The sequence below is a fragment of the Nisaea acidiphila genome (genome assembly GCF_024662015.1).
In the GTDB taxonomy this organism is placed as follows: domain Bacteria; phylum Pseudomonadota; class Alphaproteobacteria; order Thalassobaculales; family Thalassobaculaceae; genus Nisaea; species Nisaea acidiphila.
The window spans coordinates 2,583,208-2,609,011 of sequence record NZ_CP102480.1 but is presented as its reverse complement, the minus strand read 5'-3'; the positions used below and the strand labels follow the sequence as shown (position 1 = coordinate 2,609,011).

Genomic DNA, 25,804 nt, shown 5'->3' with positions numbered 1-25,804 from the left:
CGTCAGCGGAACCGCGATCAGAACGGCAGCTTGAAGCCCGGGGGAAGCGGCATCCCGCCGGTCAGCTTCTGCATTTCTTCCTGCATCTTTTCGTCCGCCTTCGCCTTGGCGTCGTTGGCCGCCGCGAGGATCAGGTCTTCCAGCACCTCGGTATCGGAAGGATCGACGAGCGAGGGATCGATCTTGATCGATTTCATCTCGCCCTTGCCGGTCATGCTGACCTTGACCATCCCGGCCCCGCTGGAGCCCTCGACCTCCAGCTCCTGCAGCTGCGCCTGCATCTCCTGCATGCGCTCCTGCATCTGCTGGACCTGTTTCATCATATTGCCGAGATTCTTCATCATCTCACGCCTCGTTCGCCTGGCTATCCTCGTCGCGGTAGACGGCCGCCTCGCGCACCGCCTCTTCCTGTTCCCGCACCAACGGTCTGATGGCTTCTATCGTGCTTTCCGGGAAGGCTTCAAGCACAGCGGCCACCACCGGATGCTCGGAGACCGATTTGCGCTTCGCCGCCTCGGCATTGGCCTTGCGCTCGGCCAGTGTCGCGATCTCCTCGTCGCCGGGCGCGGCATCGCTCGCCTCCACGTGCCACGGGATCCCTGTCCAGTCCTTGAGCTTTGAGGCGACCTGTCCCGGCAGGGTTTCCGGCGCACCCGGATCGAGAATGATGTGGAGATGGCCGCGCGCCGCCGATACCGGCCTGACGGACCGGCTGAGCGTCGCATGCAGCACGGCTTCACGATGCTCCTCGAACAGCGCGACAACCCCCTCGAATGTCTCCGGGATTTCCGGAGCGGCTGGTTCTTCCGGGACGTGAGGCGATGCGAGTGGCGCCTCCGGCACCGGCGTGGATGACGGGACAGATGCAGGCTCGGGAGGCGGCATTGTCGCCACCGGTTCCGGTCGGGGATCCGCCACTCTTGTTTCCGCGGCCGCCGGCTGGCGGGTCGGGGCCGCGTCAGGCTTTCCCGATTTAATCGCCTTCACCAGCTCGCCCGGCGGCGGCAGGTCCGCCGTGTAGGCAAGCCGGATCAGCACCATCTCGAGCGCGGCCAGCGTCGAGGGCGCGTTCTGGACCTCGCCAAGACCCTTCATCAGCATCTGCCAGGTGCGTGCCAGAACCGGCAGGCTCAGCTTGTCGGAGAATTCGACGCCACGGGTCCGCTCCAGCTCGGAGGCTCCTTCCAGCGCGGATTCCCGCGCGGTCTTGAGGCGCGTGATGAGATGGGTGAGGTCGAGCAGGTCCTGCAGCATCACGACCGGGTCGGCGCCGGAGGCATACATCGAGCGCACGTCGCCGAGCGCCTCCGCGCACTTGCCGCCCATCACCTTTTCGAACAGGTCGAAGATCAGCGCCCGGTCGGCGAGGCCGAGCATCTCCTGCACCTGGGCGGCGGCGATCCGTCCGTCGGACAGCGCCATCGCCTGGTCGAGGATCGAGAGCCCGTCGCGGGCCGAGCCGTCGGCGGCGCGGGAGATCAGCGCGAGCGCCTCCTCGTCGGCCTCGACCCCTTCCTTGCCGCAGATCGTGCCGAACAGCTCCATCAGTTCGGAGACGTCGAAACGGCGGAGATCGAAGCGCTGGCAGCGCGACAGCACGGTGATCGGCACCTTGCGGATCTCGGTGGTCGCGAAGATGAACTTCACATGCTCCGGCGGCTCTTCCAGCGTCTTCAGCAGCGCGTTGAAGGCATTGCGCGAGAGCATGTGCACTTCGTCGATGATGTAGACCTTGTAGCGCGCCGAGACCGGCTTGTAGCGTACGCCGTCGATAATCTCGCGGATGTCGTCGACGCCGGTCCGCGAGGCGGCGTCCATCTCCATCACATCGACATGGCGGTCCTCTGTGATCGCCCGGCAGGGCTCACAGACACCGCAGGGAGTCACGGTCGGTCCGCCGGAGCCGTCCGGCCCGATGCAGTTCAGACCCTTGGCGATGATCCGCGCCGTCGTCGTCTTGCCGACCCCGCGCACCCCGGTCAGCACGAAGGCATGCGCCAGACGGCCGGAGGCGAGCGCATTGCGGAGCGTGCGTACCAGCGCGTCCTGGCCTTTCAGATCGTCCAGGGTCTGCGGGCGGTATTTGCGCGCGAGCACACGATACTCGCCCGGCGCCTCTTGGGTCTGGGGAGGTGTCAGATCATCCATGCGGGGGATCATAGGGGAGTGACGGGGGACAGGGAAGCAACCCGGGCATTCCGGCAACAACAATCTTGCAACCGGCGGCGCAGCGCTCCGAAACGCGTTCCAAGCCTCCCAATTCAAGAGTCCGGCGCAGGCCGGCCGAATGCCCGAAGGATCCATTTGCGCACCGAATCGCAGGCCACGCTCGGTTCCTGTCCGACCGGACGGACGAGCCAGTAGCTGAAACTGGCCGGGACCTCGATGTCGAAAGGGGCGACGATCCGGCCGGCTTCCAGCTCCCGGGCCGTCAGCACCGACCGCCCGAGGAAAACGGCCTGATGACCGAGGACGGCATTCAGCGCCGCCGTGTCGTCGCTGAAGCGGGGGCCCGACGGAACCGCGTCGACCACGACACCGGCGGCCACGAACCAGGCAGACCAGCCCTCCTCGGTATCCGGATGAATCAACGTCGCTTTCAGGAGATCGGATGGCTGCCCGATCCCGATACGCCTCGCATAATCGGGGGTACAGACAGGCCGCACCGTCTCCGACGCCAGGAACTCCGCCGTCACGCCCGGCCAGTTTCCGGTCCCGTAGCGGATCGCGAGATCGATGCCCTCGGCTTCGAAGGATACCAGATGACGCGACGCAGAGACCCGCAGATCGATCTCCGGATGTGCCTCCGCGAAAGCTTCCAGACGCGGTGCCAGCCAGAGCGCGGCAACTGATGGAAGCATGGAAAGGGTCACCACGCTCGAAAGGCCATCTGCCACGCGGCAATCCGCGACTCCAGCTCTGAGGTCGGCGAAGGCCCGGGAGGCCCGATCGAAGAGCACTTCACCGGCGCGAGTAAGCACGATCCGTGGACCGGAGCGGACAAATAGCGACACGCCGAGCCGCTTTTCCAGGTCACTCATCTGCCGGCTGACGGCGCTTTGCGTGATGCCAAGCGCGTCCGCCGCCCGCGTGAAGCTCAAATGGCGCGCCGCGGCTTCGAAAACCTGCAGACCGCGGACCGGGATACGGTGAAAAATATCATGATTAAAACTCATGCAACTTCGCCATTTTAATCATTTTTCCGGATCACACTGCACTCTTAGCATGATGATAAATTATCATAAGGGTAGCGCCATGGGACATACCTCGTCAGTTGCCGCCATCTCCCGCCGGAAGCTTCCGGACCTTCCCCTACCTATCTGGATGGCGCTGATCAGCCTCGCGATCGGGATCGCGGGCGGCATGAACGCTCCGGAGCTCGTCGGCGTTTTCAATACCGGTTTCGGTCTGGCACTCGGGGAATTCGCGCTCATCCTTCTGCCGTCCTTCGTTCTTGCCGCCGCAATGGAGGGGCAAGCTCTGTCCCTCGACGGACGCATCGCTGTCCTGGCATCGCCGGTCGCCGGCGCCGGGATGATCTGCCCCGACACCGCCTTCGCATCCCTCTCGCCCATCGCAGGTCAGCGCAAGCTTGATGTCGCGTTCGGCGCCTATACGGGCTTCAAACTGCTGTACCCGGCAGGACCGCTCATCGTCGCCACCGGATTGGGCATCGCGAATGACGCGCTTGTCCTGACCGGATTGCTGCTGGTCCCGCCGGTCTGGCTCTCGGGGTTACTCTGGCGGAAGTTTCTGGAAAGGAGCGGCTCAACCGCTGCCCGGAGACCGAACCGACCGCTCGACGTGAACGGGCTCGTGACGCTGCTTCCTTTCGGCCTTCTGGGATCACTGCTTGCCTTCGGCGCGCTGCCCGGGGTTTCCGCATGGCCCCTTGCGGGTTTCCTCTGCGATCCGAAAGGCGCTCTTCTTGCCGCTTCCATCTTCGCCCTTGCCCAGCTGAAAGCGGCCAAACGGCGGGAGTGTCTCGATCGCGCTGTCCGGCGCACTGGCGGCTTGCTGCTTCTGATTGGCTGCGCCTCGGCTTTCGGGGCCATGCTGACCGAGGTCCTGCCAGTCGCAGCATTCCTGCCCGCGGCCACCGGTACCGCCGGCCTGCTTGGCCTGTTTCTGCTGAGTGCCGTCTTCAAGCTGCTGCAAGGCTCCAGTATGGCGACTTTCGCCGCCGTCGCGCCTGTCGCCGCCCCTGCGGTCGCCGAATTGGGGCTGCCCGGCACCGCGGCGGTTTTCGCGATCTGTCTTGGCTCCTTCATCGCCATTCTGCCGAACGACAGTTTCTACTGGATCGTCCGGAATAGCTGTTTCACAGAAGGCCGGGACCGGAGCATCGTCACCCTGACAGTCGGATCGGTTCTGCAGGCGCTGACAGGATTGTTTTGCCTACTAGTCCTGATGAGGGTCGGGCTAATATGAGCGAGACCCGAATTCGCGACGCCCGGGAAGAGGACATCCCCCAAATTGCCGCGATTTATCGAACCCATGTTCTGTCTGGGACCGCCACTTTCGAGGAAACCCCACCCGACGAAGCGGAGATGGCACGGCGCCTCGCCGCCGTTCTCGCTTCCGGTCATTTCTGGCTTTGCGCCGAACGGGACGAGGCCGTTGTCGGCTATGCCTACGCGACACAACACAAAGCGCGCTCGGCGTACCGGTTCACTGCCGAAGACTCGATCTATCTCCGTCCGGAAACCAGCGGCATAGGCATCGGCACACGCCTGCTTGGCGAGCTCATCGCCCGCGCTTCCGCGATCGGCTTCCGGGAGATGCTTGCGGTCATCGGTGACAGTACAAATGCAGGCTCGATCGGCCTGCATCGCAAACTCGGCTTCCGTCATGTCGGGACAGCCCGCGGGATCGGCTGGAAATTCGGACAGCCGGTCGACGTCGTCTACATGCAGAAAAGCCTTTCCGTTCCGGCACGTCGGACGGAACCACCCCACTTTTCGACGCTGAACAAGAAATAGGCGGAAGACTGGGAAGCGACCCGAACCGAAACTCGTTACGGCTGCTTCCTTCCGGACCTGACCGGGTTGGCGAGGAGCTCGTCCGTCCCAGCCTTCCTGGCGCTTCTATATCGGGGGAACGGGGCGGAATGCAAGGGATGAAACCGCGAATCGGCCGCACCAAGCGCTACGCGACGACAATTTGTTTTGGTGTTCCCTGGGTCCCCGCGTTCGCGGGAATGACGAAATTTGGGATGGGTTCTCAAAGACAGTCGTCATCCTCGCGAACGCGGGGACCCAGGGATGGCAGGCACCGAACTCGTCCGAATCAGCCCTTCGTTGGCTCCAGCTTTTCCCCGTTCCGCTCTTCCCAGTACTGGATCGAAGCGGAATGGTCGCTCCCGGGATGGGCCTCGTTGAAGTCGCGCCAGATGCCGGTCAGCAGTTTAAGGATCGGCATGTCCTGGTCCTGCGCCTCTGCAAGACCGGCGGCGATGCCGACATCCTTGGTCATTAGCGCGGTGGCGAAACCGGCGTCGAACTTGCGGGTCAGCACCGAGGGCTTGAATTTGGTCTCGGTATTGTTGCTGCGCCCGGTCGAGACGTTGATGACGTCGATCATCACGCTCGGGTCGAGGCCGAACTTGGCGCCGACGAGAATCGCCTCGTTGGTCGCGCTGAGGGCGATGGCCGAGAGATAGTTGTTGAGGCACTTCATGGCGTGGCCGGAGCCGAGCGGGCCGGTGCGGATCACCACCCGGCTCATCGGCCCCATGATCGCCTCCGCCGCGTCGAGCGCCGCCGCGTCGCCGCCGCCGAGCATGATCGCGAGCGAGCCTTCCTCGGCCCGCCAGGTGCCGCCGGAGACCGGTGCGTCGCAAAGCGCGATGCCCTTTTCCTTCAGCGCCGCGCCGAGCTCCACCGTGCCGGTCGGCTCCGACGAGCTCATGTCGATGGCGACCGCGCCGGATTTCATCCCCTTAGATGCGTTGTCCGCCCCGTCGATCAGCGCCATGCGGGCGGCCTTGCCGTCCGGCAACATGGTGACGACGATGTCGGAGGCCGCGCCGAGCGCCTCAAGCGTCGGCGCCACCTCGCCGCCGATTTCGCCGGCGAATCGCTGGGAAACCTCGGGTTTGAGATCGAACACGCGCACGTCGTAGCCGGCCTGGACCATGTGGCGGGCCATCGGCCAGCCCATCATGCCGAGACCGATCCAGCCGATCACCGGCTTCTTTTCGCCGCTCATCGCTCAGACACCCTGTTCCTTGAAGACCTCGCGGGCGACCTTGAACGCGGTCACCGCGGCCGGGAAGCCGGCATAGGTCGCGACCTGGATGAAGATCTCCGCCATTTCGTTCTTGGTGACGCCGTTGTTCAGCGCGCCGACCAGGTGCAGGCGCAGCTCGTGCTCGCGGCCCATGGCGGAAAGCATGGCGAGGTTCAGCATCGAGCGGGTCTTCAGATCCAGCCCCTCCCGGCCCCAACAGGCGCCCCAGGCATGCGTGGTGACGAACTTCTGCAGGATCATCGAGAACTCGTCCGCGTTGTTGAAGCTGTTCTCGACATATTCCTTGCCGAGCACCTTCTTGCGGGTCTCCATGCCCTGTTCGAACATCTGGTCCAAATCCATCGGGGTCCTCCTCCCTTGTCATTCGGAAATTGTATACGAGACTAGTCAGCGGGAGCGGGCCTGACCAGCGGCCCCTCGGCACGAGCCGCTGCGGCAAACGGCAAGAGCGGGCATCAGTCGCAAAGAGGTCCGGCGGCGCGGATCAGGGCGCGGTAGAGACGCTGCTGCGAGCGGTTGAAGACAAGGAATTCCGGGTGCCACTGAACGCCGAAGAATAGCTGTCCGTTCACGCTCTCGATCCCCTGCACCATGCCGCGGCGGTCATGGGCCGAAACCCGCAGCCCTTCGCCCACCCGGTCGACCGACTGGTGATGGATGCTGTTCACCCTGCACCAGGAGACACCGAGCATCTCGCGCAGCCGCGTGCCCTCGTCGATCTCGATCCGCTTCACCGGTAGGGGTGTGCGGCGCGCCCGGGCGCCGGGATAGGCCTCGGAGATCTCCTCGTGCAGGGAGCCGCCGAAATACACATTGAGGATCTGCGCGCCGCGGCAGATTCCGAGCACCGGCCGCTTGCCGTCTCTGAAACGGTCGAGAAGGTCGAGTTCGAAAGCGTCGCGTTCCTCGTCGATGCCTTCCTCCAACGCGACCTCGCCGCCATAGAGCGTCGGATGGAGGTCGCTGCCGCCGCCGATGATCAACCCGTCCAGCGCCTCCGCGTCGAGCGGGCGGCCGGGGCCGAGGCGCACGCCGCGCCCGCCGGCGCGCCAGACCGCAAGATGATGAAAAGCGAGCGGGATACGGCCGGCTCTTTTCGACGTGGATATGCCGATGAGAGGCCGTGCGGACTCGCTCATTTGAGACCGAGATAGCGCTGCAGGCGGGCGCCGAGGCCACGATCCTCGTTCAGGAAATGAGAGGTGGCATCCTTGAGGCGGTCCTTGTCCTCGGCCAATTCCTCGATCGCGACCCAGCGGTTCCACTCGGTCGCAGCCGACCAGTCCGGATCTCCGAGATCCGCGTTCGGAAGCCGGTAATGGTAGGTCGGTCGGGGCTTGACCAGAGCGTCAGAGATGCGCGCCTTGACCCGCCCGGAATCGAGATGGGCAAAAAGCGGCAGCATGTCGAGTTCGCGGTTCCGTGTCGGGTTCATCTCCAGATAATCGTCGATCATGCGGGAAAGTTCCGCCGGATAGTCCGGCGCGCAGATTTTTTTTGCGTATTGATCAGGAAACCGGTCCGCGTGCGGCAGGACCCAGCGCGTCAGATCGACGTCCACTTCCTCGTGCAGGCTGTCGGCCATGACCATGTAGGCGCGTAGCGTGTCGAGGATTTCCGCGGCGGAACCGGTGGCGACCTCGACATTCAGATGCAGGCCGAAAGCGTAGAGCGGGCTTTCCCGCGTGCCGAGCGCCCCGTGACGGCGGAGCACCTCGAAGACGGCGTTCAATTCGCCGAGCTTGGACCAGGCGATGGGCGGGAAGACGATTTCGACGGGAACGAGACCGGTCAGCGCATCGCCGAGGCGCGCCCTGACCGCATCGGAGAAATCGAGGACGTCGAGAAAGCCGAATTTCTCGGCCTCGCCCTCCCGGTCATTGCGATGAACGTATTGGAGGTCGAGCTCGATTGTCGCCTCGCCCCAATTCGGGTGCTTCAGGATGTTTCGGTGCGCATCGCGGCGCTCGACCGTACCGCCGAATTCGGCATGCAGATGCCGCGTCGTCTCCTCGACCGTGAGGCCGGCGAATTCCAGCTCGACGCCGACACGTCGCTCGTCTCCGTCCTTGTTGACCTGCCGGGGCGGCGCCTTCGGCTGCTGCATCTTTCGCTGTCCTTTCCGATGGCCGGCGTCAGCGTTCCTCGTAGACGATCGCGACGACCTCGATTTCCTGCGGGCCGCGCGGCGTGCGGACTTCGACCAGATCGCCGACCTCCGCCTTCAGCAGCGCGCGGGCGATGGGCGAGACCCAGCTGACCTCGCCCCGCTCCAGATCGGCCTCGTCGACGCCGACGATGCGGACCGTGCGCTCGTTGTCCTCCTCGTCGGCATAAGTCACCGTGGCACCGAAGAAGATCTTGTGTTTGTTCGGCTGCTGCAGCGGGTCGACAATCTCCGCCGCCTCCATCCGCTTCAGCAGGAACCGCATGCGGCGATCGATCTCGCGCAGCCGTTTCTTGCCGTAGATATAGTCGCCGTTCTCCGAACGGTCGCCGTTGCCGGCCGCCCAGGAGACGATCTCGACGATCTTCGGCCGCTCGACCCGGCGGAGCTGACGCAGCTCGTCCTGCAGCGCCTTGAAACCGCGCGGCGTGATGTAGTTCTTGACGCCTTTCGGGGACGGGTCGGGAACCTCGTCCTCCTCCTCGAAATCGGCGTCGCTTTCCTTGACGAAGGCCTTACTCATTTCCCGCCAACTCTGCTCACTATCCCGGACAAGTCTAGCAGATCACGCGCAGGCACACGCATTGGCCAATTGCCAGACTCAACGCCGCCATGCGCTAATTGTTCCGGATGTCGATCTGGTAGCGGACCTTTCCGATGCAAAGCAAGAAACAGATCCATGTCGTCGGCTGCCATGCCGCGGGCGAGGTGGGCGACGTGATCGTCGGCGGAGTGGCGCCGCCGCCGGGCGGGACGCTCTGGGAGCAGTCACGCTGGATCGCGGAGAACGGGGAATTGCGCGACTTTATGCTGAACGAGCCGCGCGGCGGCGTCTTCCGGCATGTGAACCTGCTGGTCCCGCCGAAGGATCCGCGCGCCGCCATGGGCTGGATCATCATGGAGCCGGTGCATACACCGCCCATGTCCGGCTCGAACGCGATCTGCGTCTCCACCGTGCTGCTGGAGACCGGCATCGTGCCGATGGAAGAGCCGGTCACCCGTTTCATGCTGGAGGCGCCGGGCGGTGTGGTCGCGGTCGAGGCCGCCTGCCGGAACGGAAAGGCGGAGCGTATCACCGTGCGCAACCATCTCTCCTTCGCGGACAGGATCGGAGTGCCAATGGAGGTCGAGGGGCATGGCACGCTCGCCGTCTCGACCGCCTATGGCGGCGACAGTTTCGTCGTCGTGGACGCCGCAGCGCTCGGCTTTGCGCTCCGTCCGGACGAAGGACGCGATCTCGCGGATCTCGGTGCGCGGCTCACAAAGGCCTCCACCGAACAGATCGGTTTTTCCCATCCGACGAATCCCGACTGGAAGCACATCTCCTTCTGCCTCTTTGCCGGCCCTCTTGAGGAAACAGCGAACGGACTGCAGACCCGGCATGCGGTCACGATCGAGCCGGGAAAGATCGACCGCTCGCCGACCGGCACCGCGATCTCCGCCCGCATGGCATTGCTGCACGCGACGGACCGCATGGGCGTCGGCGACCGGCTGACCGCCCGGTCGATCATCGACTCCGAATTCTCCGGGCGGATCGAGGAGACCTGCCCGCTCGGCGATGTGCCGGCCATCATTCCCTCGATCATCGGCAGCGCCTGGATTACCGGTACTCATCAATATCTGCTCGATCCGGGCGATCCGTGGCCGCGCGGCTACCGGATCACCGATACATGGCCGTCTACCTGAAGCATCGTGTTTCCTTATATTTTTCTACTGACAGTAGATTTTTACAGGACGAATGCTTTATCCTGTCACAAGATAATATGACGCAACGTCGTAAATGCGGCGCAAGGACCTGCAATGAGATCCAGACGGTCCGAATGCCGTTCGGGAGGTAAAGGTCCAAAGATGAAAAAGGTCACTTCAGTTATCGGCGCGGCGGTCCTGCTCGCCGTCGCCGGATTGGCCGGATGCTCGACGGCCGAGGAGCTCTGTCAGGGCTACGGTCCGCAGACGCCGCGCGATATCACACGGCTGGACGGCAAAAACACCCGCACCTTCGCGCTGGCACCGGCCGCGTCCGAAATGAATCTCTGCGACATCCATACCCATACGAACGCGGAGCACAAAGGTCCCGGATACGCGGTTTTCGCGGGTAGCGGCACCTACGGACGCTACCAGTGCAACGAGAGCGCCAGCCTGACCGCGGCAGAACTGGCCATGCCCGCCGGCGGCGGCGCGTTCAGCCACGTGAAGCCCGGCGATACGATCGAGGTTCACTGGGTACACACGACCTGTGACGCGGTGCCGGCCCACGGGCTCGGATCCTGCCTTCCGAAAGGCTGCGACAACCCGCAGCTTCGGGTCGAGGCACAGGTGTTCCTCGTCGTGAACGACCCGAATGCACTCGATTTCACCAGCTTCGACTATCGCGGAACGGCTGTTAACGGCCTCCATCAGGCGAAGGCCATTCCGGGCAATACGGGAACCCCGGTCGTATTCAGGGGATCGACCACCGGCCCCAGCTTCACGGAGGCGAAATGCTCGCCCCTTGAAGTGACCTGGAGCGTCCGGCCGAATTGCGCCAAGGTCGATATCAACTCGATCTATCGCTGGGCCGAAAACGACAGATTCTTCAAGGAAACGAAATCGCACGGCGTGCGTCAGCTCGTGACTGCGCCGGAACTACTCTCGAAGATCGAGTAGCGGTCGATAACCGCGCGGCTATCGCATCGGGGATACCGGATCAGGCCGGGCGCCTAGCCTTTCGGCGCGTCGGGTTTCTCTTCGGCCGGCTTGGTCGCCGTTTCGAGCGTATGGCGGAGCCGCTGCAGACGGCTGTCGGAGAGCCGGTAGGCCCATTGCGACAGGCGCTGGGCATGCGCGTCGGCGAAACTCTTGGCCTCTTCCGTCGCGTCGGGGGCGACATTGATAGAGAAATGTGCCCAAGTCTCTATCTCACCGTCCGTGCCGGGCGTCTCGGCAAAATCGACAATCACGGTGAGACCGCTGCGGGTCTGGTAAATCGCATTGCCGAGCGACGGCTCGAACGCCATCTCGCCCATCGAGCGCACTTCCTCGAAAACGAGACTGGCCAGCCCATCGGTGATCTCGTTCATGGTGTAGAAGGTCGCGAATTCGCGTTCTTCCGGCATGTTCATCAGCTCGAACGGCTTCTCGCCCTCGCCGGTGCGACGAATCTCGAGCACCTTGCCGTCCGGACCGGTCAGATGGATCTCCTGGATCCGGTCGGCGCCGATGTCGATCACGGTATTTTCCGTCCAGGACGTCACCCGCTGTACGTCGTCCAACCGGCCGAGCGCGAGCCAGGAACGCGTCTCGTCTCCGGGGCGGATATAGACCATCGGCGCGCCGGTTCCGCTCGCCCGCTCGCTGCCGATCAGGACATCCGCGAGCACATCCTCCTGCGGTCCGAGCAGCCGGACGCGGGTCGCTTCCGACCCGGCTTCGGTGACGTCGGCAACGCCAAGGCGGTCATAGCGCGCCGGGTCGGCGGTCTTGGGTTCGACCAGTTTCAGTTCCGACAGCGAGAGGATGAAATCGCGCACCTTGCCGGTATCGGCCGGATAACCGCCCTGTTCGAGAATCCGCCAGACACCCTCCTCGCGGGCGATCGTCACCTGCTCGACCGCGCCCTCCTTGTTCCAGGACATCTCGATCCGGGCGATATCCGGAATCTGCGCCTCAAGACCGGGGAAGGCCGGAGCGTCCTGCAAAGCCGTCACCGTCGCGTCCTGGCGGAGGATCACGGCGACCACGGCACCGAGCAGGACCAGGCCGGTCACGGCGGCAAGTATTCCGAGGGTGCGCAAGTTCAGCATCGGTCCCTCCTAGCCCGCCGCCGCATGCAGACGGCGACGCCGTCGCATCGTCCGCCAGAGCGCCAGCAATAGTGCCAGGACCGTCACCAGGAGCGGGACCAAAGCGATATTGTAGAACCAGAGCTCGCTCTCCAGCCGGTCCACATCTTCACGCACGGAGCGCTGCACCGCCCGCAGCTCGCTGCGGATGCGCAGGATCTCCTGTCGATAGCGTTCGATCTCCGCCCGTTCCGAATCCGAAACGATGGCTGCCGCGCCTTCCGGCATGCCCCGGCGCAGCTGCTCGAAGCGCTGCTCCGTCTCCGCCAGCGTCTTCTGCAGCCGCTCTTCCTGCGCCGCGTATTCCTTTTCCGCCTCGCGCTCGATCCGGTCCAGCACCTCGAAGGGGCGGGCGGTCGAACCGCGGCCGCGCAGGCCGAGCAGCGAGGAACTGCCGGAGAGCGCGTCGAGCGCGTTCAATACGAAGTCGCCGTTGCCGGAAACCGGAACCGGCACCCGGCGGCCGAAGAATTGCTGCACCTGAACCCAGAAGCGGTCGGCCAGCACGTCGCTGTCCGCCACCACGATCACATCGAGCGGCACAGCGGCTTCGGATAGCACGGTCGGGAATTGGGCCTTGTAGGCGGCGCCGGTCTCTTCGCTCGGCGCCTCTTCGCCCTCAGCGGACTTTGGCGTCGGCGGGCCGTCAGGAAATGCCGTCGTCAGGGCGTCGGCGGTCAGCCGCGCCGCGACGACGAAGGAACTCGCCCCCGGCTGATAGTTCTTCAGCAGCGTCTCGGGCGTGCGCATGCCTTTCACCTGCTCGGCATCGAGTTCCATCGAGCCGAGGGAGGTCGAGACCAGCGGCGTCATGCGGACGCGGGCATTCTCCGCAAGCGCGATATGGCCGGCGCTCGCCACCGCGATCGTGTCGACATTGGTGGTGATCGGCGAACTCTTGTCGATATTGCCGCCGCGCAGCTCCAGCCAGGCTACATAATCCACCAGACGGCGCCCCTGCCCCGGCTGCACCTTGCGCGCGGTCAGCCGGTCGGCCGCGACTTTGGTGGGGTCGTAGTCCACTCCCCAATGCTCGAAGAGGATGGGCAGGTCGCTCGAATCCGGCGCGCTGCGGCCGAAGAACTGCGCCTGCCCGCCCTCGGACTCGGAATAAGGGTCGACGAAGATCAGCGCCTTGCCGCCGCCGAGCAGGAACTGGTCGATGGCGAACTGCGCCTTCTCGCCGAGCTCGCCCGGATGCGCCAGCATCAGGACGGTGACGTCCTCCGGCACCTTTTCCAGGTCGGCGTCGAGATAACGGGTCTCGTAGGTGGCCCCGATCTGGTCCGCGATCACGTAGGGCGGGACGGGCGTCTGCTGGCCCATCGCGTTCATCCTGACCGTGCCGTCCATCGGCAGGCTGGTGACGATCCCGACGACGGTGCGCTTCGGCGTCGCCAGCGCATGGATCAGGCGCGAGATATCGTATTCGAGGAAGGTTTCCCGCTCAGGCTGCAGGAACGGGATGACCTCCTGGTCGTCGGTCAGGTTGGTGCCGGCGATACCGAAGAAGACATTCTCGCCGCCCTCCTGCAGCGGGATCTGCTGCAGGCCGTCGGCGACCGCGCGGTCCTCAAGCTCGGTGAAAGGCTGCGGGTCGTAGATCTCGACCCTGATCTTGCCGCCGGAGCGCGCTTCGTATTCGCCGAGCAGGTCGCGTACCCGGCCGGCATAGATGCCGTAGAACGGCACGTTCCGGCCGAGCGACTGGGAGTAATAGAATTTGAGGGTGACCGGCTCCTCGATGTTCTCGATCAGGGTCTCCGTCGCGTCCGAGAGCGAATAAAGCCCCTCCTCCGTCAGATCGAGACGGGTCGAGGTCAACAGGTTCGCGCTCAGAATGTTGAGCGCAAGGAAGAGGATCAGCAGCAGCGCCAGCGCGGTGACGGCGATACGGCTCTGGCTGAAGAGGGTGTGGAGCGCGCGCATCCTATTCCGCCTTCTTCCAGTCGATCACATAGGCATTCGCGATCAGCGCGATGACGATCGTCGAGCCGAAGAAGATCAGGTCGCGCAGGTCGATCACGCCCCGCTGGATCGCGTCGAAATGGGTGAGGAAGCCGAATTTCGCGATCGCCTCGACGAGCCCGCCCGGCGCCCAGTTCTCGAAATAGTTCAGCAGGATCGGCGAGCCCGCGACGGTGAAGAGGAAACAAACCGCGGCTGCCACCACGAAGGCGATCACCTGGTTCTTGGTCGTCGCCGAGACCAGCGAGCCGATCGCGAGATAGGCGCCCGCCATCAGGTAGCTGCCGATATAGGAGGCGAGGATCACGCCGTTATCCGGGTTGCCGAGATAATTGACGCTGATCCAGAGCGGGCAGGTAAGCGCCAGCGCGACCCCGGTGAAGGCCCAGGCGGCGAGGAACTTGCCGACCACCGCCTCGAACATGGTGATCGGCAGGGTCAGGAAGAGCTCGATCGTCCCGAGCCGCCGGTCCTCCGCCCAGAGCCGCATGGAAAGCGCCGGCACGAGGAAGAGATAGAGCCAGGGATGGAAGCCGAAGAACGGCCTGAGATCGGCCTGGTCGCGGGCGAGGAAGCCGCCGACGAAGAAGGTCAGCGTGCCCGCCATGACCAGGAAGATCACAATGAAGATATAGGCGAGCGGGGTCGCGAAATAGGCGGCGAACTCGCGCCGGAAGATAAGGCCGATGTTACGCATGGCCGGTCACCTCGCGGAAATAGTCGTCGAGGCTCGCGGCGCCGGAGCGGGCCTTCAGCTCTTCCGGTGTGCCGTCGGCGAGGACGCGGCCGCGGGCGATGATCATCGCCCGGCTGCAGACCGCGTCGACCTCTTCCAGGATATGGGTCGAGACGACGATGCATTTCTCCGCCGCCATGCTCATGATCAGGTTGCGGACCTCGTGCTTCTGGTTCGGATCGAGACCGTCCGTCGGCTCGTCGAGGATCAGCACCTCCGGATCGTGCACCAGTGCCTGCGCCAGTCCGACGCGCCGCTTGTAACCCTTCGAGAGAGTCTCGATGGGCTGCAGCACGACATTGGAGAGCCGGGTCTGCGCGATCACACGCTCGACCGCGTCTCCGACATCGCCGTCCGGCAGACCGCGGATCCGGGCAACGAAAGAGAGGAAGGAGAGCGGCGTCATGTCCGGATAGGCCGGCGCGCCTTCCGGCAGGTAGCCGATCGCCGCCTTCACCGCCTGCGGCGCCTTGCACACGTCATGTCCGGCGACTACCGCGGTCCCGGCACTCGGTGCGAGGAAGCCCGAGATCATTTTCATTGTCGTGGACTTGCCGGCCCCGTTCGGGCCGAGAAAACCGAGCACCTCGCCGCGGCCGACCTCGAAATCGAGGCCGTCGACGGCCGTGAACGGTCCGAAGCGCTTGGTCAGCTTCTGGATCGATAGTAACGCGCTCATCTCTTGCGAACTTGGTCCCTATCTACAGCAGCGAGTTTCCCCAACCCCAGCCATGTACCCGATCTCTGAGAAGATTCAAAGAATTGGGTTTTTCTAAGGCGATCCTATCTAATATCTTTTGGGCTGACGCGGACATCCGGAGCGAGTTCTTGAGCGCGCCTATGACGAGACCTCGCGGCCAGAACACCCCCCTCTGGCGCCGCGCCCGAACGATTTCCGGCCTGATTCTTTTCGTCTATGTCGCGACACATCTTCTCAACCATGCCGTCGGCATCCTGTCGATCGAGTTGCTGCAAGAGAGTGGGACCTGGTTCAAACGTGTCTGGCACAGCCCGCCGGCCACCGCGGCCCTCTATGGCGGTTTCGCCATCCACCTCATCGTTGCGCTGTTCGCGATCTACCGTCGCGATTCGCTGCGGGACATGCGCCGGGCCGAGATCGCTCAGCTCGCGCTCGGCCTCACAATTCCCGTCTTCCTTATCAATCACACCGTCGGAACCCGGGTTCTGGACGAGTTCTTCGGCGCCGATCCGTCCTATCTCTATGTCCAGCTCACGGTCTGGAAGTTCGTGCCGCATTACGCGCTGAACCAGACGGTGCTGCTGCTCGCGGCCTGGATCCACGGCTGTATCGGCCTGCATCTCTGGCTCCGGTACAAGCCGGAGTACCGGCGGCTGCTGCCGCTCTGGCTGGTGCTCGCCGTGATCGTGCCGACGCTGTCCCTCGCCGGTCACGTCGCCTCGGGAATGGAGGTGATCCGGCTGGCCGAGGACCGGGCCTGGCTCGCCAATACGGTCGCCTCCTTCGAGCTCCCGCGCGGGGCGGATCTGAAGCAGGCACTGTTCGTCGTCGACGCGGCGGAGTACGGCTATTACGGCCTGGTCGTAATGGCTTTCGCCGCCCGGTCCGTGCGGCTCTTTCTTTTGAAGCGGAGCGAACCCGACGTGACACTGACCTACCATACGGGCCAGAAAGTCGGACACCGCGCCGGCGCCAGCATTCTCGAAACGAGCCAGCTCGCCGGGATCCCGCACGCATCGGTCTGCGGCGGCCGCGGCCGGTGCTCGACCTGCCGGGTCAGGATCGGCGCCGGCCTCCGCTCTTTGCCGCCGCCTTCCGAACTGGAAGCCCGGGTCCTGCATCGGGTCGGAGCGCCGGACAATGTCCGCCTCGCCTGCCAGACCTATCCGGAAACCGATATCGAGGTGACCCCACTGCTGCCGCCGACCCAGGCCAGCGTCGAGGATACCGGCGCGCGGCCGGACTATCTTGCCGGGCAGGAACGGGACATCGTCGTGCTCTTCGCCGATATCCGCGGTTTCACCAAGCTGACGGAACAGCGCCTGCCCTACGATACCGTCTTCATTCTCAACCGTTACTTTTCCGAGATGGGGCATGCGATCGAGGCCGCCGGCGGGCGGATCGACAAGTTCATCGGCGACGGGATCATGGCGCTCTTCGGGATCGATCGCGGCATCGAAACGGGCGCCCGGAATGCGATCGCCGCCGCCCGGGGGATGGGCGAGAACTTGAAGCGGCTGAACGAGAGCCTGGCGCCGGATCTGAGCGAGCCGCTGCGCATCGGCATCGGCATCCATGGCGGCCCCGCGATTGTCGGAGAACTCGGCTACCGGGCGACACGCGGGCTCACGGCCGTCGGCGATACGGTCAATACGGCGAGCCGCCTGGAAGCGCTCACCAAGGAGCACGGCGTACAGCTGATCCTCTCGGAAGCCGTCATCGCGGCGGCCGGGATGGAGATGGAAAACGGAGAATCTGTAGAAATCAGCGCACGTGGACGCGAAGAACGCGTCCACGTGCGACTGATCGAGAATGCGGCCGAACTACCGGATCCGCACAGAGCGGACTGAACGGCCGTCCGTGACGCTTAACCCTTCCGGCGGTCGTGCGCGACCGGCACGGATTTCGAGCGGCGGTCGACTTCCGGCGTTGCCGTCCGCACGACGCGGATAACCGTCGCCTTGAGCTGCTCGACCTGCTTGCCCAGGAGTTGGGTCGCGCTCGATACATCTCCCGAGAGCGAACCGACGCCCTGGGCATCCCGGGACACCACCGAGATGCGCTCGGAAACCTCGCGCGCTCCGGCGGCCGCCTCTGTCACGTTGCTGGCGATCTCCCGGGTTGCCTGATCCTGGCTCTGTACCGCGGCCGAGATCTCGTCGCTCTTCTCGTTGATGCTCGCGATCGTCTCGATGATGTGAGTGATCGTCTGGACGGCCTCGGAGGTTACCTCCTGCATACGGTTTACCTCGCCGGTGATCGACGCGGTCGAATTCTGCGTCTGCGTGGCCAGGTTCTTCACTTCCGAAGCGACGACGGCAAACCCCTTGCCGGCCTCGCCCGCGCGGGCCGCCTCGATCGTGGCATTGAGCGCCAGCAGATTGGTCTGCTCGGCAATGTCGTTGATCAGCCCGACCACCTCGCCAACCTTGTTCGCGGCCTCAGAGAGGCTTTCGACGACGGCTCGTGAGTTCTCGGCCTGGGAAGCCGCGGACCGCGCGATCTCGGCGCTCTGATCGACATGGCTCGCGATCTCGGTGATCGAAGCCGCCAGTTCCTCCGCCGCCGAGGCCACCGCTTCGGCATTGACGAGGGACTCTTCCGACGCCGCGCTCACCGCGGTCGCGTTTTCCCCGAGGCTCTGCGCCGAACCGGACATTTGCTCGGCGATGTCGTTCAGGTGCTGGGATTCGCCCTGCACCTTCTCCCAGACCGTGTTGGTCTCGATCTCGACGGTGTTGGCCATGTCGTTCAGCGACGCATTGCGCTGGCTTGCGGCGGCGCGTTCGGCCTCTTCCTGCGCGGCACGCGCTTCAGCGATCTCCGCCGTGGAATCCCGCAGCTTCTGAACCGCCTCCATCAGCCGTCCCATCTCCGCGCGGTATCCCGACGGAACGCTGATGGCGGTGTCACCGGAGATTACCTTGTCGATGAGACCGACCGCGACCTTCATCGGACCGAGGATGGAATTGGCGACGAGAATGCTGAGCACGGCGCTGACGAGAACCGCGAGCGCCGTCGCGATCAGGAGCATCTGTTCTGTCTGATGCTCATGTTCCTCGGCGCTGACAGCGGTCTGCCGGGTGAAGGCGATGACGGACTGGTTGAGCTCCTCCAGATCGCGGATGAAGACGTTTTCCTCCTCGGCCACGAGCTCGATCGCCTGCAGGATGTCGGCGCCCGATTCGCCGGCTTCGAGCCGCCCGACGAGTTCCATGACATGCGCGTCGTATTCCTTGTGCGCCGCCGAGATCGCGACAATCCGCTCGTCGACCCTGTCATAGTGTGCGAGAGCCGCCTCGTTCAGCGTGCGCTCGACCGCGATGTCGTGCATCCCGTGCGCGGCCTCGGATTCTTCGTCGACCAGCTTGGAGTGTTTCAGGAACGCCTCGACCTCGCGGGCGAAATGCTCTCTGGCTTTCTTCCGGATATCGTCCGCGAGCGCAGAATTGTTCATCTCTTCGCCATAGCGGACCGCACGCTCGAAATGGATTGCCTGCTCGAGCTGATGGGTCGTGACCCGAGTCAGCATCGCCGTCATCGGCACGTCGAGTTCGGCGATCTCCTCGATCTCGTCCCCGATGGAGCGCAGTTGCACGGAAAAGAAGGCCGCAAGCGCGATCAGAAAGGCGATGCTGATCGCCAAAATCGCGAACATACGCGCCCTGATGGAATAGTTATTCAACATTTCTATCTGCTCCGGAGCCAGACTGAGACCGACGATAATCTCATTCGACACTTAACGATTGGTTTATGGGCAACGCTTAATCGTTCCTAACCTATTCTACCTCCTCGATATTCTCGCGGCACCATGCCGAAGGTGCGGGAGAAGGCGGCGGCAAAGGCGCTGGGGCTCTGGTAGCCGATTTCCAGCGCGACAGAGGTCACGCTCGTCCCCGCGGCGAGCAGCTCGAGCGCCGCGATCAGCCGGCAACGCGCTCTCCACTCCGAAAAGTTCATTCCGGTCTCCGCCAGGAACAGGCGGGTCAAGGTGCGCCCGCTCGCCCCGACTTCGCGTCCCCAGGCCGCGATGCTGCGATCGTCCCCCGGATGGTCGAGCAGAGCACGGGCAACACCGGCCGCCCGGCGATCGGACGGAATGGGAAGATGCAGATCGGTGCGTTCGAGATCGCCGAGTTCGTCGGCCAACACATCGGCGACACGCGCCGCCCGGGCCGGGTCGCCGCCTTCGGCAAGAGCGCTCAAGCGCTGGATGAGTTGCCTCACCAGAGGCGGCACCGTGCAGACGACGCAGCGATCCGGCACCGGGACGTCACGCTCTCCGGGGGCTGCGGGTCGAATATAGAGTGAGAGAAACTCCGCATCGCCAACCGCGCGGACACGATGGGTCACGCCGGCCGGGACCCAGACCGCCATCCCGGACGGCACCGACCATTGCCCGTCCTCTGTCCAGACCTGCAGCATGCCGCTCTTCGCATGCACGAACTGCGCGCGGTCATGGTCGTGCAGGCCCGTATCGTGCCCCGCCGCGAAAAACGCCCCTAGCACGACGATTTGCGGCGAGTCCGCAGGCAACGCGTCCAGCGCCGCCCGAATAGGGGAAATTTGTCCGTTTGCAGATATTTTCTGACTTTTCATCGCAAGACAGACGGTAAGGGCTGTGCAATCCTTTGACCAGCCACTTTGGGAGGAGTTCGATGAATTCGCGCCGTTTGCTGCTGCTCAATCTGGGGCACGCGCTCGACCACCTGTTCATGCTGCTGTTTCCGGCGGTCGCGGCGCTGGCCGCGGCGGATATCGGGGACAGCTACGGCTCCGTACTCGTTCTGGCCACCGGCAGTTTCATCGCCTTCGGCGCCTGTTCGCTGCCCGCAGGCTGGCTCGGCGACCGCTGGGGCCGGGAGCGCATGATGTCGATCTTCTTCACCGGCATCGGTGGCGCCAGCATCCTGACGGGACTGGCCGACTCTTACTGGCATCTCGCTGCCAGCCTCACGCTCCTCGGCGTCTTCGCGGCTATTTATCATCCGGTCGGCATCGCTATGGTCGCCAAGGGCGGCGGCAATGTGGGCAGGCGGCTCGGCGTCAACGGCGTCTGGGGAAATATGGGCGTGGCCGCCTCGGCGCTAGCGATCGGCGCCTTCGCCGATTTCGCCGGCTGGCGCGCCGCCTTTTTCCTGCTCGGTGCGGTTTCTATCTGCGCCGGACTCTATTGGAGCCGCCTCGGTGCGTCGCCGGCGCCCGAGAGCGCGGCGACGAAGAGCGCGGATCACGGCCCGCCGGCGCTCGGCTGGCAACGCGTTCTGCTGGTTATCGGCATCTCGGCGGCGATCGGCGGTTTTATCTTCAACGCCATGACGGTCGCTCTGCCGAAGGTGCTCGACGACCGGCTTGCCGGCTTTGCCTTCTCCGCGACCGAGATCGGCGCGATCGCCAGCGCGGTATACGCTGCCGCCGCCTTCTCGCAGATCGTCGTCGGCCGCGCCATCGACCGCCACGCGATCAAGCCGATCTTCCTGGCCGTCACCGCCGGACAGGCCGCCGCCCTCTTTATCGCCGTCAATCTCGATGGCTGGGCCATGGTGGCCGCGTCGGCGGCGGTGATGGTGCTGGTGTTCGGCCAGATCCCGATCAACGACACGCTGGTCGCGCGCTACACGCCGGACCGCTGGCGCGGACGGGTCTATGCGGTGAAATACGTGCTCACCTTCACGGTCTCCGCCGCCGTCGTGCCGGGCCTGTCCTGGCTCTATGACGAAGGCGGCGGGTTCCCGGCGATGTTCCTGACCGGCGCGGCCGCCGCCGCGATCATCACCGCAACCGTGATGCTTCTCCCCGGCCGCCGGCCGGCGACCGTCGCGGCGGCAGAGTAAGCCGCGCGGTCCGCCGCGTCAGACCTTCCGCATCTCCGCCAGGAAGCGCTGCACGACCTGGTCCAGGTCGCTCGACTTGGCGGAGACCATTTCAGAAGCGCTCAGCACCTCGCCGGAAATCGCCGTGGTCTCGCGCGTCGCGTCGCTGACCCCGCCGATATTCTCGTTGGCGCTCCCGGTGCTCGCCGCCGCGTCCGCCACGTTGCGGGCGATTTCCTGGGTTGCCGCGCTCTGCTCTTCGACCGCCGCGGCGACACCGGCGGAGATCGTGTTGATCTCCTCGATCTGCTCCGCGATCTGCTGGATCGAGGAAACGGTTTCCTGGGTATCGTCCTGAATGGTCTGCACCTGGCTCGCGATCTCGTCGGTTGCCTGCGCCGTCTGATTGGCGAGATTCTTCACCTCGCTCGCCACGACCGCGAATCCCTTACCGGCCTCCCCGGCGCGGGCCGCCTCGATGGTGGCGTTCAGTGCCAGCAGGTTGGTTTGCTCGGCAATGTCGGTGATCAGCTTCACTACCTCGCCGATCTTGGCGGAACTGTCGACAAGCCGGCCGACCAGCTGACGGCTTTGCTCCGCGTCCGAGACCGCCTTGTCGGCGGCCTGGGTCGAGCGCGTGACCTGCTGCGAGATTTCCGTGATCGAGGCCGAGAGCTCCTCGGCCGCACTCGCCACGGTCTGCACGTTCTCCGTCGCCTGGTTAGACGCCGAGGATGCCATTCCGGCCATATTGCTGGAACGGTCCGCGGTCTCGGTCAGGCTGTTGGCGGAACCGCGTAGCGTCTCCGCCGCGTCCGACACCGATTTGAGGGTCTCGGACGCGGTACTGTCGAAATCGCGCGTCAGTTCCTCGATCTTGCGGGTGCGTACCTCCCGGCGCTCCTGCGCCTCCTGGCTTTCCCGCTGCAGCTCCTCGTTCCGCAACATGCCCTCGCGGAATACCATGACGGCCTTGGCCATCTCCCCCATCTCGTCGCCGCGTTCCGTCATCGGCACTTCCGTGCTCGAGTCGCCGTCCGCGAGCCGTGCCATGATCTCGGTCAGGGCCTTAACCGGCCGCGAAATTCCGCGCGCGATGACAAAGGCAGCCACAAGACCGAGCAGAACGCAGACCGCGGTCACCGCCACGGTCAAAATCTCCGTGTTCTCGATGCCCTGCAATGCCTCCGAGCCAAGCGCGTCCTGCTCGTCGCGGATCGCGACATTCGCCTCTTCGGAGGACGCGAGAATAGCATCGCCCGCCGGCTTCAGCTGCTCCTCAAGAACGCTATTGAGAGAGACAAACAGGTCGCGCACCGTTGTCAGACCAGTCTGGTAAGCCGCCACCCGATCCTGCAACGCCTTGATAAGGGACTCGTCCTGTCCGAACTGAAGATTGCCGATGAGATCCTCAAGGGCGACAGCGAGCGGCTCGATTTCTGCTTCGACAAGCTTGAATGTTTCCGGGTCGTTATCGAGCAGGTATCGGTTCAAGTCGGCACGCTGGATCAGCATGCTCCGAAGCACGAGGCCCGCCTTATATGCCGCTTCCGCATCGTAAGCCTCGTTTGCCTCCGCCATGATATCGGAGAGCTGCTGCTCCAGTCCGGCACCGAGCCGGTTGACCTCGCCGATGGCGACGTCCCGCTTCTGGCGGATTTCGACGACCGTGTCGAACGCGGCTCGATACTCCCCGAGACCGGTCTGGATACTTGCCATCCTCTCGCGCCGGCGATCCGTCTGCGCGCTGTTCTCCGCAACCTCGAGATCGCGACGAACGGCGGAGATCTTGGAAAGCGCGGAGTCGGCGGATTCCTCACGGCCGTCGATGACAAACTGCTTCACGCTGCTATCGGCCAGCAACAGATCGGCCCGTGCGCTCGTCACCTGGCCGGCCTGGCCGGTCAGGATTTCATAGCGCGACAACGCTTTGCCAGCTTCCCAGAGGCCGAAAAACGAGGCCAGGCTGCTCAGGACCAGCAGCATCAATATGCCCCCGATGCCGATCAGCAGCTTCACGCCGAACTTCATGTCGTTGAACTTGGAGAACATTTCTCCCGTCTCCTCCGTTGCTGGTCTTAGCGCCGGTATTACGCGTTTTATTTTTAGATACCGTTCATTGATTCGATCAGGTCTAAAACATTTAATGAAAATGCTCTAAATTACTGATTTTCAATTATTATCTGGATTTCTCCCATATTTTCTCTCGCCATGCAATGCCACGACGTGCTCTGCTGCCCAAAACAATTCGGACAAGCAACGAAGTATAGGGGAGTGACGGGAATGAGCGGTAAGGAAGTCTACGAGGTTTTCGCCATACGGTATGCGCACAATGCCAAGCGCATGCGGAACGAGAACTTCGTGTTCGCGGACGCGCATGACGTCCCGATGCCGCTCGATTACTTCGTTTGGGTCATCCGCAACCAGAACAGAACCTTCGTCGTCGACACCGGGTTCGGCGAGGTCGCCTCGCTGAAGCGCGGGGCGCCGCTGCTGCGCTCCACGACAGAGGCCCTGGCACTGCTCGGTATCGAGGCCGCATCGGTCGAGGACGTCATCCTCACCCACATGCATTACGACCATGCCGGCGGCATCGGCGAATTTCCGAACGCCACCTTCCATATCCAGGATTCCGAGATGGCGTTCGCCACCGGCCGCTGCATGTGTTTCGAGGCGATCCAGCGCCCGTTCGAGGTCGAGGACGTGGTCGCGATGGTCCGCAAGATCTATGGCGGACAGGCGAAGTTCCATGACGGCGACGCGGAACTGGCGCCGGGCGTCTCGATCCACAAGATCGGCGGCCATTCGGCGGGCCTGATGTGCGTGCGCGTCTGGACCGAGCGCGGCTGGGTCGTGCTCGCCTCGGACTGCGCGCATTTCTACGAGAACATCCGCGAGCGCAAGCCCTTCGTGATCTGCTACGACCTCGGCGCGATGATGAACGGCTTCAACACCATCGAACTGCTGGCGGACAGCCCGGACCATATCGTTCCGGGGCACGACCCGCTGGTGATGGATTACTACCCCGCGCCCTCACCTGAGCTGGAAGGCGCGGTGGTCCGGCTGGACGTGATGCCGAAGACCTGACGATCCGGGACGGGAGCCCGGGACCTATATTTCCTTCAGGAAGTCGTCGACCTCGACCTGGTAGCCCTCGATCAGCTTGTTGGTCTGGTTGAACATGCCGATCACGGCCATCAGCTCGCCGTACATTTCCTCGGTCATGCCGTGGCCACGCGCCTGTCTGGTATGGGAGCGGATACAATACTCGCAGCCGTTGGTGGCCGAGACCGCGACCGCGATCATCTCCTTCGTCCGGGCGTCGAGCGCGCCCGGCGCCATGATTTCCTCCAGACCGTACCAAACCCGCGCCAGGGTCGGCGGATGGCTCGCCAGAGTGCGCCAGACATTGGGCACGAAATCGATGTTTCGGCTGGACATGATGTCGTCATAGACCGCGCGCACCTCGTCCGACGCATCCTCGTACGCCACCGGCGTGACCGTTGCGCTCATCGCTAATTCTCCAGGTTTCCAGGTGGGCGGCGGGCCGGTGTACGGCCCGCCCGCCGGATCAGTACATGTGCTGGCCGCCATTGATCGACATGGTCGATCCAGTGACGAATCCGGCATCGTCGGCGCAGAGGAAGACCACGCCCCGCGCGATCTCGTCGGCATGGCCGAGGCGGCCGACCGGCACCCGTGCGACGATTTTTTCCAGCACGTTCGCCGGCACCGCGGCGACCATGTCGGTATCGATATAACCCGGCGCGATGGCATTCACGGTGATGTTGTAGCGCGCACCTTCCTGCGCCAGCGCCTTGGTGAATCCATGGATACCGGACTTGGCGGCGGCGTAGTTCACCTGGCCGTACTGGCCTGCCTGACCGTTGATCGAACCGATATTGACGATGCGGCCGAATTTGCGCTCGCGCATGCCGTCGATCACATTGCGGCACATGTTGAAGCAGCCGCCGAGATTGGTATCGATCACGTCCTGCCACATCTTGTGATCCATCTTGTGGATCGTGCCGTCGCGGGTGATACCGGCGTTGTTCACAACGATGTCGACCGGGCCGAGATCGGCCTCGACCTGGCGTACGCCGGCGGCGCAGGCCTCGAAATCCGAGACGTCCCACTTGTAGCTCTTGATGCCGGTCCGCTCGGTGAAGGCCTTCGCCCGCTCGTCGTTGCCCGCATAATTGGCCGCGACGGTACAGCCCGCTTCCTTCAGACCGAGGCTGATGGCTTCACCGATACCCCGGGTTCCGCCCGTAACGATTGCAACGCGTCCCATTGTCCCCTCCGTTTTTTTCCTTCAGTCACGCACAGATTGGCAGAACACGGAAC

At 64.1% G+C, this 25,804-nt stretch carries 24 protein-coding genes and 1 other RNA gene; 7 read left to right on the top strand and 18 right to left on the bottom strand.

What is annotated here, in order from left to right:
• Positions 1-17: 17 nt before the first annotated feature.
• The 3 genes from NUH88_RS12055 to NUH88_RS12045 all read right to left on the bottom strand — a co-directional run bounded on the left by NUH88_RS12055 (position 18) and on the right by NUH88_RS12045 (position 3,176).
• Positions 18-341, bottom strand: coding sequence for a YbaB/EbfC family nucleoid-associated protein (locus NUH88_RS12055; RefSeq protein ID WP_257772198.1), 324 nt, complete (start codon positions 339-341; stop codon positions 18-20).
• A 4-nt stretch (positions 342-345) separates the two neighbouring features.
• The gene (locus tag NUH88_RS12050) at positions 346-2,148 is read right to left on the bottom strand and encodes a DNA polymerase III subunit gamma/tau (RefSeq protein WP_257766657.1); all 1,803 of its coding nucleotides are present in this window, start codon (positions 2,146-2,148) and stop codon (positions 346-348) included.
• 113 nt (positions 2,149-2,261) lie between these two features.
• Positions 2,262-3,176: a LysR substrate-binding domain-containing protein gene (locus NUH88_RS12045; protein ID WP_257766656.1), complete on the bottom strand. Its 915-nt coding sequence runs from the start codon at positions 3,174-3,176 to the stop codon at positions 2,262-2,264.
• A 79-nt stretch (positions 3,177-3,255) separates the two neighbouring features.
• Between NUH88_RS12045 and NUH88_RS12040 the strand changes: the two genes are divergently transcribed.
• Both NUH88_RS12040 and NUH88_RS12035 read left to right on the top strand, forming a co-directional pair.
• On the top strand, positions 3,256-4,431 hold the full coding sequence (locus tag NUH88_RS12040) for a GntT/GntP/DsdX family permease (protein WP_257766655.1): 1,176 nt from the start codon (positions 3,256-3,258) through the stop codon (positions 4,429-4,431).
• Complete coding sequence (locus tag NUH88_RS12035) at positions 4,428-4,982, top strand: GNAT family N-acetyltransferase (protein WP_257766654.1); 555 nt, start codon at positions 4,428-4,430, stop codon at positions 4,980-4,982. Before NUH88_RS12040 ends, NUH88_RS12035 begins: the two co-directional genes overlap by 4 nt.
• Here the strand turns inward: NUH88_RS12035 and ffs are convergent.
• The 6 genes from ffs to greB all read right to left on the bottom strand — a co-directional run bounded on the left by ffs (position 4,982) and on the right by greB (position 8,942).
• Positions 4,982-5,079, bottom strand: an RNA gene (gene ffs / locus NUH88_RS12030) — signal recognition particle sRNA small type. The genes NUH88_RS12035 and ffs overlap by 1 nt on opposite strands.
• A gap of 210 nt (positions 5,080-5,289) precedes the next feature.
• On the bottom strand, positions 5,290-6,210 hold the full coding sequence (locus tag NUH88_RS12025) for an NAD(P)-dependent oxidoreductase (RefSeq protein ID WP_257766653.1): 921 nt from the start codon (positions 6,208-6,210) through the stop codon (positions 5,290-5,292).
• Between the two features lie 3 nt (positions 6,211-6,213).
• Entirely contained in the window at positions 6,214-6,594 is a 381-nt protein-coding gene (locus tag NUH88_RS12020) for a carboxymuconolactone decarboxylase family protein (protein WP_257766652.1), read from the bottom strand.
• Between the two features lie 113 nt (positions 6,595-6,707).
• Positions 6,708-7,391, bottom strand: a complete 684-nt coding sequence (locus NUH88_RS12015; protein WP_257766651.1) for a gamma-glutamyl-gamma-aminobutyrate hydrolase family protein — start codon at positions 7,389-7,391, stop codon at positions 6,708-6,710.
• Entirely contained in the window at positions 7,388-8,359 is a 972-nt protein-coding gene (locus tag NUH88_RS12010) for an amidoligase family protein (RefSeq protein WP_257766650.1), read from the bottom strand. Before NUH88_RS12010 ends, NUH88_RS12015 begins: the two co-directional genes overlap by 4 nt.
• A gap of 28 nt (positions 8,360-8,387) precedes the next feature.
• The gene (greB, locus tag NUH88_RS12005) at positions 8,388-8,942 is read right to left on the bottom strand and encodes a transcription elongation factor GreB (protein WP_257766649.1); all 555 of its coding nucleotides are present in this window, start codon (positions 8,940-8,942) and stop codon (positions 8,388-8,390) included.
• A gap of 134 nt (positions 8,943-9,076) precedes the next feature.
• On the opposite strand from greB, the gene NUH88_RS12000 reads away from it, so the two are divergent.
• Positions 9,077-10,105 (top strand): trans-3-hydroxy-L-proline dehydratase, encoded by a 1,029-nt coding sequence (locus NUH88_RS12000; RefSeq protein WP_257766648.1) that lies wholly within the window; start codon positions 9,077-9,079, stop codon positions 10,103-10,105.
• A 162-nt stretch (positions 10,106-10,267) separates the two neighbouring features.
• The gene (locus NUH88_RS11995) at positions 10,268-11,065 is read left to right on the top strand and encodes a delta-class carbonic anhydrase (protein WP_257766647.1); all 798 of its coding nucleotides are present in this window, start codon (positions 10,268-10,270) and stop codon (positions 11,063-11,065) included.
• A 53-nt stretch (positions 11,066-11,118) separates the two neighbouring features.
• On the opposite strand, the gene NUH88_RS11990 is transcribed toward NUH88_RS11995, so the two are convergent.
• Genes NUH88_RS11990 through NUH88_RS11975 form a run of 4 tightly spaced genes read right to left on the bottom strand, consistent with a single transcriptional unit; the run spans position 11,119 to position 15,623 of the window.
• A complete protein-coding gene (locus NUH88_RS11990; RefSeq protein ID WP_257766646.1) occupies positions 11,119-12,201 on the bottom strand; it encodes a DUF4340 domain-containing protein in 1,083 nt (360 codons plus the stop codon).
• A gap of 9 nt (positions 12,202-12,210) precedes the next feature.
• Positions 12,211-14,169: a GldG family protein gene (locus NUH88_RS11985; RefSeq protein WP_257766645.1), complete on the bottom strand. Its 1,959-nt coding sequence runs from the start codon at positions 14,167-14,169 to the stop codon at positions 12,211-12,213.
• A gap of 1 nt (position 14,170) precedes the next feature.
• Complete coding sequence (locus tag NUH88_RS11980; protein ID WP_257766644.1) at positions 14,171-14,905, bottom strand: ABC transporter permease subunit; 735 nt, start codon at positions 14,903-14,905, stop codon at positions 14,171-14,173.
• Positions 14,898-15,623, bottom strand: a complete 726-nt coding sequence (locus tag NUH88_RS11975) for an ABC transporter ATP-binding protein (RefSeq protein WP_257766643.1) — start codon at positions 15,621-15,623, stop codon at positions 14,898-14,900. Before NUH88_RS11975 ends, NUH88_RS11980 begins: the two co-directional genes overlap by 8 nt.
• A gap of 161 nt (positions 15,624-15,784) precedes the next feature.
• Between NUH88_RS11975 and NUH88_RS11970 the strand changes: the two genes are divergently transcribed.
• Positions 15,785-17,494, top strand: a complete 1,710-nt coding sequence (locus NUH88_RS11970; RefSeq protein WP_257766642.1) for an adenylate/guanylate cyclase domain-containing protein — start codon at positions 15,785-15,787, stop codon at positions 17,492-17,494.
• Positions 17,495-17,511: 17 nt separating this feature from the next.
• On the opposite strand, the gene NUH88_RS11965 is transcribed toward NUH88_RS11970, so the two are convergent.
• Both NUH88_RS11965 and NUH88_RS11960 read right to left on the bottom strand, forming a co-directional pair.
• Positions 17,512-19,332, bottom strand: a complete 1,821-nt coding sequence (locus tag NUH88_RS11965; protein ID WP_257766641.1) for a methyl-accepting chemotaxis protein — start codon at positions 19,330-19,332, stop codon at positions 17,512-17,514.
• A gap of 86 nt (positions 19,333-19,418) precedes the next feature.
• The gene (locus NUH88_RS11960; RefSeq protein ID WP_257766640.1) at positions 19,419-20,180 is read right to left on the bottom strand and encodes an AraC family transcriptional regulator; all 762 of its coding nucleotides are present in this window, start codon (positions 20,178-20,180) and stop codon (positions 19,419-19,421) included.
• A gap of 122 nt (positions 20,181-20,302) precedes the next feature.
• Between NUH88_RS11960 and NUH88_RS11955 the strand changes: the two genes are divergently transcribed.
• Complete coding sequence (locus NUH88_RS11955; RefSeq protein WP_257766639.1) at positions 20,303-21,478, top strand: MFS transporter; 1,176 nt, start codon at positions 20,303-20,305, stop codon at positions 21,476-21,478.
• 18 nt (positions 21,479-21,496) lie between these two features.
• Here the strand turns inward: NUH88_RS11955 and NUH88_RS11950 are convergent, their stop codons facing one another.
• Positions 21,497-23,509, bottom strand: coding sequence for a methyl-accepting chemotaxis protein (locus NUH88_RS11950; protein ID WP_257766638.1), 2,013 nt, complete (start codon positions 23,507-23,509; stop codon positions 21,497-21,499).
• Positions 23,510-23,740: 231 nt separating this feature from the next.
• Between NUH88_RS11950 and NUH88_RS11945 the strand changes: the two genes are divergently transcribed.
• Positions 23,741-24,544 (top strand): N-acyl homoserine lactonase family protein, encoded by an 804-nt coding sequence (locus NUH88_RS11945; RefSeq protein WP_257766637.1) that lies wholly within the window; start codon positions 23,741-23,743, stop codon positions 24,542-24,544.
• 24 nt (positions 24,545-24,568) lie between these two features.
• On the opposite strand, the gene NUH88_RS11940 is transcribed toward NUH88_RS11945, so the two are convergent.
• A complete protein-coding gene (locus tag NUH88_RS11940; RefSeq protein WP_257766636.1) occupies positions 24,569-24,970 on the bottom strand; it encodes a carboxymuconolactone decarboxylase family protein in 402 nt (133 codons plus the stop codon).
• A 58-nt stretch (positions 24,971-25,028) separates the two neighbouring features.
• Positions 25,029-25,751, bottom strand: coding sequence for an acetoacetyl-CoA reductase (phbB, locus tag NUH88_RS11935; protein WP_257766635.1), 723 nt, complete (start codon positions 25,749-25,751; stop codon positions 25,029-25,031).
• Between the last annotated feature and the right edge of the window lie 53 nt (positions 25,752-25,804).

Coding starts and splice junctions, on each gene's coding strand:
- NUH88_RS12040 (WP_257766655.1), top strand. CDS start 3,256: ATGGGACATACCTCGTCAGTTGCCGCCATCTCCCGCCGGAAGCTTCCG.
- NUH88_RS11945 (WP_257766637.1), top strand. CDS start 23,741: ATGAGCGGTAAGGAAGTCTACGAGGTTTTCGCCATACGGTATGCGCAC.
- NUH88_RS11940 (WP_257766636.1), bottom strand. CDS start 24,970: ATGAGCGCAACGGTCACGCCGGTGGCGTACGAGGATGCGTCGGACGAG.
- NUH88_RS11990 (WP_257766646.1), bottom strand. CDS start 12,201: ATGCTGAACTTGCGCACCCTCGGAATACTTGCCGCCGTGACCGGCCTG.
- NUH88_RS11980 (WP_257766644.1), bottom strand. CDS start 14,905: ATGCGTAACATCGGCCTTATCTTCCGGCGCGAGTTCGCCGCCTATTTC.
- NUH88_RS11955 (WP_257766639.1), top strand. CDS start 20,303: ATGAATTCGCGCCGTTTGCTGCTGCTCAATCTGGGGCACGCGCTCGAC.
- NUH88_RS12020 (WP_257766652.1), bottom strand. CDS start 6,594: ATGGATTTGGACCAGATGTTCGAACAGGGCATGGAGACCCGCAAGAAG.
- NUH88_RS12050 (WP_257766657.1), bottom strand. CDS start 2,148: ATGGATGATCTGACACCTCCCCAGACCCAAGAGGCGCCGGGCGAGTAT.
- NUH88_RS11970 (WP_257766642.1), top strand. CDS start 15,785: ATGACGAGACCTCGCGGCCAGAACACCCCCCTCTGGCGCCGCGCCCGA.
- NUH88_RS12000 (WP_257766648.1), top strand. CDS start 9,077: ATGCAAAGCAAGAAACAGATCCATGTCGTCGGCTGCCATGCCGCGGGC.
- NUH88_RS12025 (WP_257766653.1), bottom strand. CDS start 6,210: ATGAGCGGCGAAAAGAAGCCGGTGATCGGCTGGATCGGTCTCGGCATG.
- NUH88_RS11975 (WP_257766643.1), bottom strand. CDS start 15,623: ATGAGCGCGTTACTATCGATCCAGAAGCTGACCAAGCGCTTCGGACCG.
- NUH88_RS12035 (WP_257766654.1), top strand. CDS start 4,428: ATGAGCGAGACCCGAATTCGCGACGCCCGGGAAGAGGACATCCCCCAA.
- NUH88_RS12010 (WP_257766650.1), bottom strand. CDS start 8,359: ATGCAGCAGCCGAAGGCGCCGCCCCGGCAGGTCAACAAGGACGGAGAC.
- NUH88_RS11950 (WP_257766638.1), bottom strand. CDS start 23,509: ATGTTCTCCAAGTTCAACGACATGAAGTTCGGCGTGAAGCTGCTGATC.
- NUH88_RS11995 (WP_257766647.1), top strand. CDS start 10,268: ATGAAAAAGGTCACTTCAGTTATCGGCGCGGCGGTCCTGCTCGCCGTC.
- greB (WP_257766649.1), bottom strand. CDS start 8,942: ATGAGTAAGGCCTTCGTCAAGGAAAGCGACGCCGATTTCGAGGAGGAG.
- phbB (WP_257766635.1), bottom strand. CDS start 25,751: ATGGGACGCGTTGCAATCGTTACGGGCGGAACCCGGGGTATCGGTGAA.
- NUH88_RS12055 (WP_257772198.1), bottom strand. CDS start 341: ATGAAGAATCTCGGCAATATGATGAAACAGGTCCAGCAGATGCAGGAG.
- NUH88_RS12015 (WP_257766651.1), bottom strand. CDS start 7,391: ATGAGCGAGTCCGCACGGCCTCTCATCGGCATATCCACGTCGAAAAGA.
- NUH88_RS12045 (WP_257766656.1), bottom strand. CDS start 3,176: ATGAGTTTTAATCATGATATTTTTCACCGTATCCCGGTCCGCGGTCTG.
- NUH88_RS11965 (WP_257766641.1), bottom strand. CDS start 19,332: ATGTTGAATAACTATTCCATCAGGGCGCGTATGTTCGCGATTTTGGCG.
- NUH88_RS11985 (WP_257766645.1), bottom strand. CDS start 14,169: ATGCGCGCGCTCCACACCCTCTTCAGCCAGAGCCGTATCGCCGTCACC.